13 protein-coding genes are annotated in these 14,462 nt (G+C 54.4%); 6 read left to right on the forward strand and 7 right to left on the reverse strand.

Annotated elements, in window-relative coordinates:
• Nucleotides 1–63: 63 nt before the first annotated feature.
• Both clcA and erpA read left to right on the forward strand, forming a co-directional pair.
• A complete protein-coding gene (clcA, locus tag F3J26_RS10160; RefSeq protein WP_166993595.1) occupies nt 64–1,485 on the forward strand; it encodes a H(+)/Cl(-) exchange transporter ClcA in 1,422 nt (473 codons plus the stop codon).
• Nucleotides 1,486–1,565: 80 nt separating this feature from the next.
• Nucleotides 1,566–1,913 carry an iron-sulfur cluster insertion protein ErpA gene (gene erpA, locus F3J26_RS10165; RefSeq protein WP_008456903.1) on the forward strand — a complete coding sequence of 116 codons (348 nt, stop codon included), beginning with the start codon at nt 1,566–1,568 and terminating at the stop codon, nt 1,911–1,913.
• 50 nt (nt 1,914–1,963) lie between these two features.
• Here the strand turns inward: erpA and F3J26_RS10170 are convergent, their stop codons facing one another.
• The 3 genes from F3J26_RS10170 to mtnN are packed head-to-tail and all read right to left on the reverse strand — an operon-like array spanning nt 1,964 to nt 4,098.
• Nucleotides 1,964–2,584, reverse strand: coding sequence for a TRIC cation channel family protein (locus F3J26_RS10170; RefSeq protein WP_166993597.1), 621 nt, complete (start codon nt 2,582–2,584; stop codon nt 1,964–1,966).
• 22 nt (nt 2,585–2,606) lie between these two features.
• Nucleotides 2,607–3,407 carry a vitamin B12 ABC transporter substrate-binding protein BtuF gene (gene btuF, locus F3J26_RS10175; RefSeq protein ID WP_166993599.1) on the reverse strand — a complete coding sequence of 267 codons (801 nt, stop codon included), beginning with the start codon at nt 3,405–3,407 and terminating at the stop codon, nt 2,607–2,609.
• Nucleotides 3,400–4,098, reverse strand: coding sequence for a 5'-methylthioadenosine/S-adenosylhomocysteine nucleosidase (gene mtnN, locus F3J26_RS10180; RefSeq protein WP_166993601.1), 699 nt, complete (start codon nt 4,096–4,098; stop codon nt 3,400–3,402). Before mtnN ends, btuF begins: the two co-directional genes overlap by 8 nt.
• A gap of 94 nt (nt 4,099–4,192) precedes the next feature.
• On the opposite strand from mtnN, the gene dgt reads away from it, so the two are divergent.
• A complete protein-coding gene (gene dgt, locus F3J26_RS10185) occupies nt 4,193–5,707 on the forward strand; it encodes a dGTPase (protein ID WP_166993603.1) in 1,515 nt (504 codons plus the stop codon).
• A gap of 142 nt (nt 5,708–5,849) precedes the next feature.
• Nucleotides 5,850–7,295 carry a serine endoprotease DegP gene (degP, locus tag F3J26_RS10190; RefSeq protein ID WP_008456911.1) on the forward strand — a complete coding sequence of 482 codons (1,446 nt, stop codon included), beginning with the start codon at nt 5,850–5,852 and terminating at the stop codon, nt 7,293–7,295.
• A 58-nt stretch (nt 7,296–7,353) separates the two neighbouring features.
• Here the strand turns inward: degP and F3J26_RS10195 are convergent, their stop codons facing one another.
• From F3J26_RS10195 to map, 4 genes are all read right to left on the reverse strand, one after another.
• Nucleotides 7,354–7,743, reverse strand: coding sequence for a DUF3461 family protein (locus F3J26_RS10195; protein WP_008456913.1), 390 nt, complete (start codon nt 7,741–7,743; stop codon nt 7,354–7,356).
• Nucleotides 7,744–7,853: 110 nt separating this feature from the next.
• Nucleotides 7,854–8,678 carry a 2,3,4,5-tetrahydropyridine-2,6-dicarboxylate N-succinyltransferase gene (gene dapD, locus F3J26_RS10200; protein WP_008456915.1) on the reverse strand — a complete coding sequence of 275 codons (825 nt, stop codon included), beginning with the start codon at nt 8,676–8,678 and terminating at the stop codon, nt 7,854–7,856.
• Between the two features lie 97 nt (nt 8,679–8,775).
• The gene (gene glnD, locus F3J26_RS10205) at nt 8,776–11,448 is read right to left on the reverse strand and encodes a bifunctional uridylyltransferase/uridylyl-removing protein GlnD (protein ID WP_034808526.1); all 2,673 of its coding nucleotides are present in this window, start codon (nt 11,446–11,448) and stop codon (nt 8,776–8,778) included.
• 64 nt (nt 11,449–11,512) lie between these two features.
• The gene (map, locus tag F3J26_RS10210; protein WP_039300527.1) at nt 11,513–12,307 is read right to left on the reverse strand and encodes a type I methionyl aminopeptidase; all 795 of its coding nucleotides are present in this window, start codon (nt 12,305–12,307) and stop codon (nt 11,513–11,515) included.
• 314 nt (nt 12,308–12,621) lie between these two features.
• Here map and rpsB point away from each other — a divergent pair, with 314 nt between their 5' ends.
• Both rpsB and tsf read left to right on the forward strand, forming a co-directional pair.
• Nucleotides 12,622–13,347, forward strand: a complete 726-nt coding sequence (gene rpsB / locus F3J26_RS10215) for a 30S ribosomal protein S2 (protein ID WP_008456923.1) — start codon at nt 12,622–12,624, stop codon at nt 13,345–13,347.
• A 135-nt stretch (nt 13,348–13,482) separates the two neighbouring features.
• A complete protein-coding gene (gene tsf, locus F3J26_RS10220) occupies nt 13,483–14,334 on the forward strand; it encodes a translation elongation factor Ts (protein ID WP_008456925.1) in 852 nt (283 codons plus the stop codon).
• Nucleotides 14,335–14,462: the final 128 nt, after the last annotated feature.

The following is a 14,462-nucleotide window of genomic DNA, read 5'->3' on the forward strand; positions in this document are numbered from 1 at the left end:
GACGAAGGTCTTTTCTGTGGGTAAAATGCCCGCCTTATTTGTATGACTAACCGGTTCGGAACCATGAATTTAGCCCATAACTCTCTCGATCAGGCGCAAAGCGTCCAACAGCGTCGCGGAGCGATTCTGCGTCGTCTGATTGGCCAGGATAAAATGCCGCTAATGATTTTGCTGATGGCCGCGGTGGTTGGCACGCTGGCGGGCCTGGTCGGCGTGGCGTTTGAGAAGTCGGTTAACTGGGTGCTTCAGCACCGTATCGGTATGCTGGCGCAGGTCGCGGACAGCGCCTGGCTGGTATGGCCGCTGGCGTTTATCAGCTCGGCGCTGCTGGCGATGGTCGGCTATTTTCTGGTGCGTCGTTTCGCGCCTGAAGCCGGTGGGTCGGGCATTCCTGAAATCGAAGGGGCACTGGAGGATTTGCGGCCGGTGCGCTGGTGGCGCGTGATCCCGGTGAAATTCATCGGCGGGATGGGCACGCTCGGCGCGGGAATGGTGCTGGGGCGTGAAGGGCCGACCGTACAGCTTGGCGGTAACATCGGGCGTATGGTGACGGACATTTTCCGCATGAAAAGTGCGGAAGCTCGTCATTCGCTGCTGGCAACTGGCGCTGCTGCCGGGCTGTCTGCGGCATTTAATGCGCCGCTGGCCGGGATCCTGTTTATCATCGAAGAGATGCGTACCCAGTTCCGCTATAACCTGGTTTCGATAAAAGCGGTGTTTATCGGCGTGATTATGTCGAGCATCGTGTTCCGGATCTTTAATACCGAAACCACGGTGATTCAGGTGGGTAAGCTGGCGGATGCACCGGTCAACACGCTCTGGCTGTATCTCATCCTCGGCATGATTTTTGGCATTGTCGGCGTGGTGTTTAACCGGCTGGTGATCGGCGCTCAGGATATGTTCCAGCGCATTCACGGCGGCAACATTAAGAAGTGGGTGCTGATCGGCGGGCTTATTGGCGGGCTTTGCGGTGTGCTGGGGCTTATTCAGCAGGCGGCGTCCGGCGGCGGGTTTAGCCTTATCCCGATTGCGGCCGTGGGGAATTACACCATCGGCATGCTGCTGTTCCTGTTCATCGCTCGGGTCATCACCACTTTACTCTGTTTCTCCTCCGGTGCACCGGGCGGTATTTTTGCCCCGATGCTGGCGCTGGGCACGCTGCTTGGCACCGCGTTTGGCACGGCTTGTGCCGCCTGGTTCCCCGCGTATCATCTTGATATGGGCACCTTTGCGATTGCCGGAATGGGAGCGTTACTCGCCGCCTCACTGCGTGCACCGCTCACCGCTATCGTGCTGGTGCTTGAGATGACGGATAATTACCAGCTCATTTTGCCAATGATTATCACCTGTCTTGGGGCGACACTGTTGGCACAATTTTTGGGCGGGAAACCGCTATACTCGGTGATTCTGGCAAGAACTCTGGCAAAACAAGAAGCTGAGAAAGCGCGAGCAGGCGAGCAGGCTTCCGCCGGGCAGAATACTTGAACGAATTACTCGGGTATTAGATAATGCCGCAAAAGTGCGGGTTGTTTTCTGCCCGACTTGTTAATTGTTGGGAGCAAAAAATGAGTGATGACGTAGTAGCGCTGCCGCTGCAGTTTACCGAAGCCGCAGCCAATAAAGTGAAAAGTCTGATTGCAGACGAAGAGAACCCGAATCTGAAACTTCGCGTCTATATCACCGGTGGTGGTTGCAGCGGCTTCCAGTATGGCTTTACCTTTGACGACCAGATCAACGACGGCGATATGACCATCGAGAAGCAGGGCGTTGCCCTGGTTGTGGATCCAATGAGCCTGCAATACCTGGTCGGTGGCGCGGTGGATTACAGCGAAGGCCTGGAAGGCTCCCGCTTCGTGGTGACTAACCCGAATGCGAAAAGCACCTGTGGGTGTGGTTCCTCCTTCAGCATCTGATAAGTTGCTGAAATAAAAAAGCCGCGTATCAAACGCGGCTTTTTTTATCGCTATTGTCGGTCATTTAGCGCAAAGGTCGGCAGTTTAAGGTGCCAGTAGATGGCCGCCAGGCGAATCGCCAGCGTGACCCCCATACCAATCATACTGGCCTGCTCCAGCGGGACGTTAAAGGTGTGGTAAGCCGTGGCGTGGACGATACCGCCAATAATACAGGCGGTGGCATAAATCTCGGTGCGCAGAATCATCGGGACTTCACGAGCCAATACGTCGCGGATGATCCCGCCGCCTACGCCAGTGATTACGCCCATGCAGATTGCAACCAGCGGGCTGGCATGGGCCAGAAACGCTTTATTGACGCCGATGCCAACAAACACGGCCAGGCCGACGGCATCCAGCACGGGAAGTACCCACTTAGGTAGGCGTCGCGGCTGGCGAACCAGGACGATCGTCAGCATACAGGTCACCATGGCGACGACAAGGTCCGTGGGATCTTTCACCCAGAATACCGGGCCGTTGGCTAACGCCATATCGCGGATAGTTCCCCCGCCTACCGCGGTAACCACCCCAAGCACCAGCACGCCAAAGGGATCCATCCGCAGCTTTCCGGCCAACAAAACGCCGGAAATAGCGAACACGGCGGTACCGACAATATCCAGCCAATAGACCAGCATTTATGACCCTCAGAGCATGACGTTAAGCTTTCGCCAGCTCTTCGCAGAGCTGTTTTGCGGCGAGGATAATACGCGGGCCCGAGCGAGTAAACCAGTCATCATTCACGGCAATAACCGGAACTTTCAACTGATTACTCCAGAACTGCTGCACCGACGGAATATTGCTCGCATCGCCCGAGATAATAATAGCCTGCGGCTGACGCGTCAGAACCTGCTCGCGACTGACCTGCGGCCAGGGAACCCGGCTGTCAGCGAAAATATTGCGCCCACCGCAAAGCTCAACGACTTCGTTCTGAATGGAATCTTTGCTGGTGGTAAACAGCGGCTGCTGGCTGAACTGCAGGAACACTTTTTTGCTTTGGGTATGGCTGTAGCGAGTTTTTAGCTCTGCAAACTGCCGGGATAGCGTCTCTGCGGCTTTGATTGCCTTTTCTGGTGTTGGACTGAGCGGGGCTAGCTGACGCAGCGCGGCCTCAACGTCGGCAACGCTTTTAGGATCCAGCCAGATGACCTTAATGCCCAGCGAAACCAGTTGGTTTACCTGCCTGTCCGGGTTACCACCTCGCCAGGCGAGGACTGCGTCCGGTTTCAGGGCAACGATGCGCTCGAAGTTCACGCCCTGCCAGTTGGCTAACTGTTCAATCTGCTTTGCCTGCGGCGGGTAATCAGAGTAAGCGCTCACCGCAATAGGGGTGATACCGGCGGCGAAGGCCAGTTCTGTATTAGCGGGAGAGAGGGAGATGACACGAGGCGCCGCAAACAGCAGCGCCGGTAGGCAAAGGAGCAGGGCGGTCGCCCCGCGCCAAGGGATGAGCTTAGCCACGAGCCAGGTGCTGAACCAGTTTTTCCACCATCAGGGTGGATTGCCTGGCGGCGACGGCCAGGAATTCTTCGAAGCTCAGGTGGGACTGCTGATCGGCCACGTCGGAGATGGCGCGTACAACCACAAACGGCGTGTTGAAGTTATGGCAAACGTGGCCGATGGCCGTCGCTTCCATTTCTACCGCCACGGCCTGCGGGAAGTTGTGGCGAATTTTTGCCAGCGCCACTGAGCCGTTAATAAACGCATCGCCGCTGACGATCAGGCCGCGAACCGCGTGCAGATCCAGCTCTTTAATGCAGGTTTCTGCTGCCTCAATAAGCTTTTTATCGGCAATGAAAGCTGCCGGGCAGCCCGCCATCTGGCCATATTCGTAACCGAAAGCAGTGACGTCAGCATCGTGATAACGCACTTCTTCAGATACCACGATATCACCCACTTTCAGCGTCGGCGCCAGGCCACCTGCGGAACCGGTGTTGATGATCACGTCTGGCTTGCAGTGTTCCAGCAGCAGCGTAGCACCCATGGCCGCAGAAACTTTGCCGATGCCGGACTTCAGCAGCGCGACTTCAACGCCGTTCAGCGTCCCGGTATAAATTTCGCAACCGGCGATGCTCAGAGTGTGACGGTTTTCGATTTTGTCACGCAGCAGCGTAACTTCTTCTTCCATTGCACCAATAATGCCTGCTTTCATAGAGATACTCGCTAATGTGGTGGAACATGACTCAATTTTCGGGGCATAGTCTATCATGGCATACAGTCTCCTTATCAACGGAACAGGAGTGGGCATGAGCGAAATAGACTTCCGCAAAAAAATTAACTGGCACCGACGCTTCCGCTCGCCCGAAGGAGAGAAGAGCGAACTTGAGATCCTGCGTATCTTCGAAAGCGATCGCGGCAGGATCATTAATTCTCCCGCAATTCGCCGCCTGCAGCAGAAAACGCAGGTCTTCCCGCTGGAGCGTAATGCTGCCGTGCGCACCCGTCTTACCCATTCGCTGGAGGTGCAGCAGGTCGGGCGCTACATTGCCAAAGAGATCCTTAGCCGCCTGAAAGAGCAGAAGGCGCTGGGGAAATATGGGCTGGATGAGCTAACTGGCCCGTTTGAAAGCATAGTGGAAATGGCCTGCCTGATGCATGACATCGGCAATCCGCCGTTCGGGCATTTTGGCGAGTCGGCGATTAACGACTGGTTCCGCCAGCGTCTGCAGCCGAAAGACAGCGGCGGGCAACCACGCAGTGACGATCGCTGCAAGGTGGATGTGCTCCGGCTGCGCGAAGGCGAAGAGGGATTAAATACGTTACGCAGCAAAGTTCGCCAGGACTTGTGCCATTTTGAAGGGAATGCGCAAGGCATCCGGCTGGTGCACAGCCTGCTGCGGATGAACCTGACCTGGGCGCAGGTCGGCTGCATTCTCAAATACACCCGCCCGGCCTGGTTTGCCCAAAAGCCGCCAGCAAGCCACGCTTATTTGATGAAGAAGCCGGGCTTTTATTTGTCGGAAGAAGGATACATCGAGCGCCTGCGCAAAGAGTTGAACCTGGGCGAGTACAGCCGTTTTCCGCTAACCTGGATCATGGAGGCAGCGGACGATATTTCTTACTGCGTGGCGGATCTCGAAGATGCCGTTGAGAAACGTATTTTCAGCGTCGAGCAGCTTTATCAGCATCTGAGCGAGTCCTGGGGCGAGCAGAAGAAAGGCGATCTCTTTGAGCTGGTAGTCAAAGATGCCTGGGAGAAATCCCGCACCAACCAAATGCGCCGCAGTGCGGAAGATCAGTTCTTTATGTACCTGCGCGTCAATACGCTAAACAAACTGGCGCCGTATGCCGCCCAGCGTTTTATCGACAATTTGCCTGAGATTTATTCCGGCGAGTTCAATCATGCGCTGCTGGAGGACGACAGCCCGTATGCCCGACTGCTGGAGCTGTACAAGCAGGTGGCCGTGCGGCAGGTCTTCAGCCACCCGGATATTGAGCAACTGGAGCTGCAGGGTTATCGGGTTATCAGCGGTTTACTGGATATTTACAGTCCCTTACTCGAGCTTTCAACGGAGGACTTCACGGAGCTGGTGAGCAAGGAAAGCCTGCGTCGTCTGCCTATTGAATCAAGACTTTTCCACAAACTTTCAACTAAACATAGGCTTGCCTATGTAGAAGCGGTGAGCGCTTTGCACCCGGCAAGCCTTGATTTTTCCGTGTGGGAATACTATTTCCGTGCAAGGCTTATTCAGGATTACATCAGTGGAATGACCGATTTATATGCCTGGGATGAGTATCGACGCCTGATGGCGGTGGAGTGAGTTTTCTCGGGAGTTTTGTAAAGATAGAGAATAAATTTTTACTTTTTCCATGCACTTAAGCGCTGAACTTAGCGCGTAAACTTCACTCTGAATGGTGTACCAACACAGCAATTTTGCGTTATTTGAAAGTTGAGATGATTCCATGAAAAAAACCACGTTAGCAATGAGTGCGCTGGCTCTTAGTCTGGGTTTGGCGCTGAGTCCGATGTCTGCCTCCGCCGCTGAGACGGCCTCTTCCGCATCTGCTGCGCAGCCGCTGCCAAGCCTTGCGCCGATGCTGGAGCAGGTGATGCCTTCAGTGGTGAGTATCAACGTTGAAGGGAGCACAACGGTAAATACTCCGCGTATGGGGCGTAATTTCCAGCAATTCTTCGGCGACAATTCCCCGTTCTGCCAGGACGGTTCGCCGTTCCAAAGCTCACCTTTCTGCCAGGGCGGTGGCGCTCAGGGCGGTGGTGGTGACGGAGGCAGCCAGCAGCAGAAATTTATGGCCCTGGGCTCTGGGGTAATTATTGATGCGGCGAAAGGCTATGTCGTGACCAACAACCACGTGGTGGATAACGCCACTGTGATTAAAGTTCAGCTAAGCGATGGCCGTAAGTTTGACGCCAAAGTGGTGGGTAAAGACCCACGCTCCGATATCGCGCTGATTCAGCTGCAGGATCCTAAAAATCTGACGGCGATTAAAATTGCCGACTCCGACGCGCTGCGCGTAGGTGATTACACCGTAGCCATCGGTAACCCATATGGCCTGGGCGAAACCGTGACCTCCGGTATCGTTTCTGCGCTGGGCCGTAGCGGCCTGAACGTGGAAAACTACGAAAACTTTATCCAGACCGATGCGGCGATCAACCGCGGTAACTCCGGCGGGGCGCTGGTTAACCTGAACGGCGAGCTTATCGGTATCAACACGGCGATTCTGGCCCCGGACGGCGGCAACATCGGTATCGGCTTTGCTATCCCGAGTAACATGGTGAAAAACCTGACCGCTCAGATGGTGCAGTACGGTCAGGTTCGTCGCGGCGAGCTGGGGATTATGGGCACTGAGCTGAACTCCGAGCTGGCGAAAGCGATGAAAGTCGACGCTCAGCGTGGCGCGTTTGTCAGCCAGGTCATGCCGAACTCTTCCGCGGCTAAAGCAGGGATCAAAGCAGGGGATGTGATCACCACGCTGAACGGCAAGGCGATCAGTAGTTTTGCCGCACTGCGCGCAGAAGTGGGTTCTATGCCAGTGGGCAGCAAAATCTCGCTGGGTCTGCTGCGTGATGGCAAGCCAGTGACGGTGAGTCTGGAGCTGCAGCAAAGCACTCAGAATCAGGTTGATGCCGCCACTATCTTCACCGGTATTGAAGGTGCGGAGATGAGCAACCGCGGCGGTAAAGACCAGAAAGGCGTGCAGGTCACCAGCGTGAAGCCAAATACCCCGGCCGCGCGTATTGGCCTGAAAAAAGGTGACATTATCGTCGGCGTGAACCAGCAGGCGGTGAACAATATCGCTGAGCTGCGTAAAGTGATGGACAGCAAGCCGTCGGTGATGGCGCTGAGCATCCAGCGCGGTGATGCGCAGATTTACCTTCTGATGCAGTAATCTTCGTGTAGAGCTGAAAAGGGCCGCGTTTGCGGCCCTTTTTTTATTGAGTTCTGCACTACTTATTGCGAGTCAGTTTTTCCAGATCGGATTCAATTTCGCTGATCTTGTTGGTCACCACGGACTCGAGGTGGCGCAAATCGTCGAGGATCTTACGCTTAAGATCGACTTCGGTGCGGTCACGCTGGCAAAGCTGATCGAGTTCATCGATGACATAGCGCAGGTTGGGGCTGATCTCCTGCACTTCTTTGTAGCCCTGGCCTACGCCATCGGCCACCACGGTTTTGCGCTGGCGTGGGTATTTAAACTTCACGCTTTTGGCAAAAAACTCGCCCTTATCCTTCTGGAAATAGACTTTCAGGATATCGTTGTTGGCTTCCTGCCGGAGGCTGTAACGATCGATTTCATCAGGATTGGTAATACCCAGACTTTTTAAATTATCGTACATAAGCGGTACCCTTCAATATCAATAACCATTAGAGAGTTAACGGAAAATTCCTTTTCCGCTAGTGCCAGATGCAAAAAAGGCGGGATAACCCGCCTTTTGGTGCAAAAAACTTAGTCGATGGTACGCAGCAGTTCGTTGATGCCCACTTTACCGCGGGTTTTGGCGTCTACTTTCTTCACGATCACCGCACAGTACAGGCTGTAAGAGCCGTCTTTAGAAGGCAGGTTGCCGGAAACGACAACGGAGCCTGCTGGCACGCGGCCGTAGTGGACTTCACCGGTTTCGCGATCATAGATGCGGGTGCTTTGGCCGATGTAAACGCCCATGGAGATCACGGAACCTTCTTCAACGATCACGCCTTCAACCACTTCGGAACGCGCGCCGATGAAGCAGTTGTCTTCGATGATGGTTGGGTTAGCCTGCAGTGGTTCCAGTACGCCACCGATGCCGACACCGCCGGACAGGTGAACGTTTTTACCGATCTGCGCGCAAGAGCCCACGGTTGCCCAGGTGTCGACCATGGTGCCTTCATCAACATAAGCACCGATATTGACGTAGGATGGCATCAGCACGGTGTTACGTGCGATGAACGCGCCCTGGCGTACTGCCGCCGGTGGCACAACGCGGAAACCTTCTTTCTGGAAGCGCGCTTCGTCGTAGTCGGCGAATTTCATCGGGACTTTATCGAAATAGCGGCTTTCTGCACCTTCGATAACTTTGTTGTCGTTAATGCGGAAAGAAAGCAGTACCGCCTTCTTCAGCCACTGGTGAGTAACCCACTGGCCATCAATTTTTTCAGCAACGCGCAGCGCACCGCTGTCGAGCAGGGCAATCACCTGATTTACCGCTTCGCGGGTCACGGTATCAACATTTGCCGGGGTGATCTCGGCGCGACGCTCGAAAGCGGTTTCGATTACATTTTGTAGCTGCTGCATGATGAACATTTCCTGATTGTGACTTACCTTTCAACTTTTGGGCGACAATCAACTTGACTGTCGCTTTCGGGCTAAAAAGGTAAAAAATAAAAGACCGTTATTTATCGTTTGGATTAAGGGCCGCTGTCAACCGTTGCTGCACTTCCTGCTGGAGCACATTATTAAGTGCACGCCGGTCTGCGGTGGCGATTATAAATAAATCTTCTACTCGCTCACCAATTGTCGTAATTCTCGCCCCGTAGAGCGAAATACCGAGGTCGGCGAACACTTCACCCACCCTGGCCAAAAGACCCGGCTGATCGAGCGCAATCAGCTCAAGGAACGTACGCCGGTCGGTGTGCGTTGGCAGGAAATTGACTTCGGTATCGACGGTAAAGTGACGCAGTTTTGCCGACTGACGGCGTGGCTGCGGTGGCTGCCAGGTCGTCTGGGTGATCGCCTGTTCGAGGCTGTGGCGAATAATATTGTGTCGGTCAATGGACAGCGGGCTGCCGTCGGGCTCGAGCACGATAAAGGTGTCCATCGCCATACCGTCGCGGGTCGTGAAGATCTGCGCGTCGTGAACACTGAGATTACGACGGTCGAGTTCGGCGCAGACGGCGGCAAACAGATAAGGCCTGTCCGGGCTCCAGATAAAGATCTCCGTGCCGCCGCGCGTTGCCTGCGGGCTCAGCAGGATCATTGGCTGACTAAGATCGTGCTTCAGCAAATGCCGGGCATGCCACGCGATCTGGTTTGGCGTATGGCGAACAAAGTAGTTTGCCCGGCAGCGCGCCCAGATGTGATGCAGCGCTTCCTCATTAATGTTGTCCATCCGCAGCAGGGCAAGCGCCTGAAGCTGGTGGTGACGAACACGTTCGCGCATATCCGGGCTGTTCTGCATCCCGCGGCGCAGCTGTTTCTCGGTGGCGAAGTACAGCTCACGCAGCAGGCTTTGCTTCCAGCTGTTCCACAGCGTTTCATTGGTTGCGCAGATATCCGCCACCGTCAGGCAGACCAGATAGCGCAGGCGGTTTTCGGTCTGCACCTCTTCGGCAAACTGTTTAATGACTTCAGGATCCTGAATATCACGGCGCTGAGCGGTGACGGACATCAGTAGATGCTGACGGACCAGCCACGCAACCAACTGAGTTTCCCGGGAGTTAAGGCCATGAAGCTCGGCAAATTTCAGCACGTCCTGCGCGCCCAGCACGGAATGATCGCCGCCTCGCCCTTTGGCGATATCGTGGAAGAGAGCGGCGATTAAAATCAGCTCAGGATGGGAAAGGCGCGGCCAAAGATCGACGCACAGCGGGTGCTTAGAGCGAGTTTCTTCTTTCGCGAAGCTTTCCAGCTTTTGCAGGACGCGAATGGTGTGTTCATCCACGGTGTAGGCGTGGAACAGGTCGAACTGCATCTGACCGACAATATGCGACCACTGCGGCATATAGGCCCACAGCACGCTATGGCGATGCATTGGCACCAGCGCACGGCTTACCGCGCCAGGATGACGCAGCATCACCAGAAACAGCTCGCGCGCTTCCGGGATGTAGCAGAGCGGTTGGGTAAGATGACGGCGGGCGTGACGAAGGTGGCGCAGCGTCGTGGAGTAAATGCCGGTGATGTCGCGGTTACGCACCATCATGTAAAACATGCGCAGAATAGCCTGCGGCTCGCGCATAAACAGGGTTTCATCCCGCAGATCGATAAGCGTGCCGCGAAGCTGGAAGTCATCATCCAGCGGGCGCGGTTTTTCGCTGGCATCGAGCGCCAGAATGGCTTCATCGAACAGTTGCAAAAGCATCTGGTTCAATTCGCCCACGCGGCGAGTGACGCGGTAGAAGTCCTTCATCATGTGTTCGACCGGCTCGTTGCCTTCGCCGCTGTAGTGCAGGCGCTGGGCCACGCTAAGCTGGCGGTCAAACAGCAGCCGGTTGTCGTAGCGATTGACTTCCAGATGCAGGGCAAAGCGAATGCGCCACAGCAAATGCTGGCATTCATCCAGCTCTTTACGCTCTGCTTCAGTCAGGAAACCAAAGTCCACCATTTCGCCCATGGAGGTGGCGCCGAAGTGACGGCGGGCAACCCACTGCAGCGTGTGAATGTCACGCAGGCCGCCAGGACTGCTTTTGATGTCGGGCTCAAGGTTGTAGCTGGTGCCGTGATAGCGCTGGTGACGCTCGTTTTGCTCTTCGACTTTGGCGGCAAAGAATTTTGCCGACGGCCAGAAACCTTCGCTGAAAATGTGTTTCTGAAGCTCAAGGAACAGGGCGACATCGCCAATTAACAAGCGAGATTCGATGAGGTTAGTGGCGACCGTCAGATCGGACAAGCCTTCCAGCAGGCACTCTTCCAGCGTACGTACGCTGTGGCCCACTTCCAGCTTCACGTCCCAAAGCAGGGTCAGCAACTCGCCGATACTCTGCGCCTGGGCGTCCGTTAGCCGTTTTCTACTCAGAATCAGGAGATCGATATCCGACAGCGGGTGAAGCTCGGCGCGGCCATAGCCGCCCACGGCAACCAGCGCGGCTTCGGGAACATCGGCAAAGCCGTAGGCAATCCACAGCCGCTGCAGCAGCTGATCGATAAATTCGGTGCGGGCATCTATAAGCCGTTCAGCGGAAACGCCGCTATCGAAGGCTTTACCCAGCCATTTCTGGAAAGTGTCTAAGTGCGACTTGATGTCTGCGCAGTTAAGTTCGGCTTCCTGCCAGCTGTTTGGATAGTCCGGCTGGCCGGCGATCTCGGGTTCGGTGGTGTTGGCAAACTGCTCTGGCAAAGCTGGACTCATTGTGCGCTACCCATAAAAAAAGCCGGCTCAGGGCCGGCTTAGATTGCTGACTGACGTCAGGGCATCATTCGTTATGCGAAATCACTGCCGGGATGGTGTCATCTTTACGCAGGGTCATAATCTCGCAGCCGTTCTCCGTCACCACAATAGTATGCTCGTATTGAGCAGACAAGCTGCGATCTTTGGTTTTCACCGTCCAGCCGTCTTTCATAGTGCGAATGCGGTAATCACCGGCGTTAACCATCGGTTCAATAGTGAAGGTCATGCCCGGCTGAAGCACTACGCCGCCGTCATCTGCGTCATAGTGAAGTACCTGAGGTTCCTCATGGAATACGCGACCAATGCCGTGGCCACAGTACTCACGTACGACGGAGAAACCTTCTGCTTCAACAAACTTCTGGATTGCCGCGCCGAGCGTGCGCAGGCGGATGCCCGGTTTCACCATGCGCAGCGCGAGATACAGGCTTTCCTGGGTGATGCGGCACAGGCGTTCGCCGAGAATCGTCGGCTTGCCTACGATGAACATCTTAGAGGTGTCGCCGTGGTATTCGTCTTTGATAACGGTCACGTCGATATTGACGATATCACCGTCTTTCAGCACTTTTTCATCATCTGGAATGCCGTGGCAAACCACTTCGTTGATAGAGATACAAACGGATTTTGGGAAGCCGTGATAGCCCAGACAAGCGGAAATAGCCTGCTGTTCATTCACGATGTAATCATTACAGATGCGATCCAGCTCGCCGGTGGTAATGCCCGGTTTAACGTGGGATTCGATCATTTCCAGCACTTCGGCAGCCAGGCGGCCAGCGACGCGCATTTTTTCGATTTCTTCAGGTGTCTTAATTGAGATAGCCATATCAGATCCGCAGATGTCGATAACGTCGACATGAAATGAGCAGGGAAGTTGCTGTAATGGTATCAGGGGGGGCGTCTCCCTGCAAAATTGAGAATCATCAAGTGCGTATCACGGCAACAACTATTGGAGTCTGGGCGCCATTTATGGTATAAAGCGCGCCGGACTTGTATTCCGATTTTTCGGGTACAGCCAAATACGCTCACTTTGTGTAAATAACACACACGTATCGACACATATTCCGGGGTGCCCTTTGGGGTCGGCAATATGGGATACGTGGAGGCATAACCCCATACTTTATATAGAGGTTTTAAAACATGGCTACTGTTTCCATGCGCGACATGCTCAAGGCTGGTGTTCACTTCGGTCACCAGACCCGTTACTGGAACCCGAAAATGAAGCCTTTCATCTTCGGCGCACGTAACAAAGTTCACATCATCAACCTTGAGAAAACTGTACCAATGTTCAACGAAGCTCTGGCTGAACTGAACAAGATTTCTTCTCGCAAAGGCAAAATCCTTTTCGTTGGTACTAAACGCGCTGCAAGCGAAGCGGTGAAAGACGCTGCTAACAGCTGCGATCAGTTCTTCGTGAACCATCGCTGGTTGGGCGGCATGCTGACTAACTGGAAAACCGTTCGTCAGTCCATCAAACGTCTGAAAGACCTGGAAACTCAGGCTCAAGACGGTACTTTCGACAAGCTGACTAAGAAAGAAGCGCTGATGCGCACTCGTGAGCTGGACAAGCTGGAAAACAGCCTGGGCGGTATCAAAGACATGGGCGGCCTGCCGGACGCACTGTTTGTTATCGATGCCGATCACGAGCACATCGCTATCAAAGAAGCAAACAACCTGGGTATCCCAGTATTTGCTATCGTTGATACCAACTCTGATCCGGACGGTGTTGATTTCGTTATCCCTGGTAACGACGATGCTATCCGTGCTGTTAGCCTGTACCTGGGCGCTGTAGCTGCAACCGTTCGTGAAGGCCGTTCTCAGGATCTGGCTTCCCAGGCGGAAGAAAGCTTCGTAGAAGCAGAATAATAAGGCACGCTCGTTAGAGCCCTTATTTAACCAGGTAGTATCTAGTTTGGTTAGGGGCCTTTTTATGGCCCCTTTTTCACTTTTAAGCCCGTCTGGCCAATGCGCCGGGCAGGCAACATCTCCGAGGATTTTAGAATGGCTGAAATTACCGCATCCCTGGTAAAAGAGCTGCGTGAGCGTACTGGCGCTGGCATGATGGATTGTAAAAAAGCGCTGACCGAAGCCAACGGCGACATCGAGCTGGCAATCGAGAACATGCGTAAATCCGGTGCGATCAAAGCGGCTAAAAAAGCAGGCAACGTTGCTGCTGACGGCGTGATCATCACTAAGATCGACGGCAACTACGGCGTGATTCTGGAAGTTAACTGCCAGACTGACTTCGTTGCTAAAGACGGCGGTTTCCAGGCATTTGCTAACAAAGTTCTGGATGCAGCAGTCGCGGGTAAAATCACCGACGTTGAAGTTCTGAAAGCGCAGTTTGAAGAAGAGCGCGTTGCACTGGTTGCTAAAATCGGTGAGAACATCAACATCCGTCGCGTTTCTTCCCTGGAAGGCGAAGTTCTGGGTTCTTACCAGCACGGCGCACGTATCGGTGTTCTGGTTGCCGCTAAAGGTGCTGATGAAGAGCTGGTTAAACAGCTGGCCATGCACATCGCTGCAAGCAAGCCTGAGTTCGTTAAGCCTGAAGACGTTTCTGCAGAAGTTGTAGAGAAAGAGTACCAGGTTCAGCTGGACATCGCGATGCAGTCCGGTAAACCCAAAGAAATCGCAGAGAAGATGGTTGAAGGCCGCATGAAGAAATTCACCGGTGAAGTTTCTCTGACTGGTCAGCCGTTCGTCATGGACCCAAGCAAAACTGTTGCTCAGCTGCTGAAAGAGCACAATGCTGACGTAACTAACTTCATCCGCTTCGAAGTGGGTGAAGGTATCGAGAAAGTTGAGACTGACTTTGCAGCAGAAGTTGCTGCCATGTCCAAGCAGTCTTAATGGTTTAAAAGGAACCGCCAACCGGCGGTTCCTTTTTATCCAGCCTTACAATTTCAGAGCGCTCCGTTAGGCGAGCAGACTGAAATGCGACAGAATGTCGCCAGAATTAACCATCCCCCATTCGTTGA

It is taken from the genome of Enterobacter sp. Ap-867, from assembly GCF_011752855.1.
In the GTDB taxonomy this organism is placed as follows: domain Bacteria; phylum Pseudomonadota; class Gammaproteobacteria; order Enterobacterales; family Enterobacteriaceae; genus Cedecea.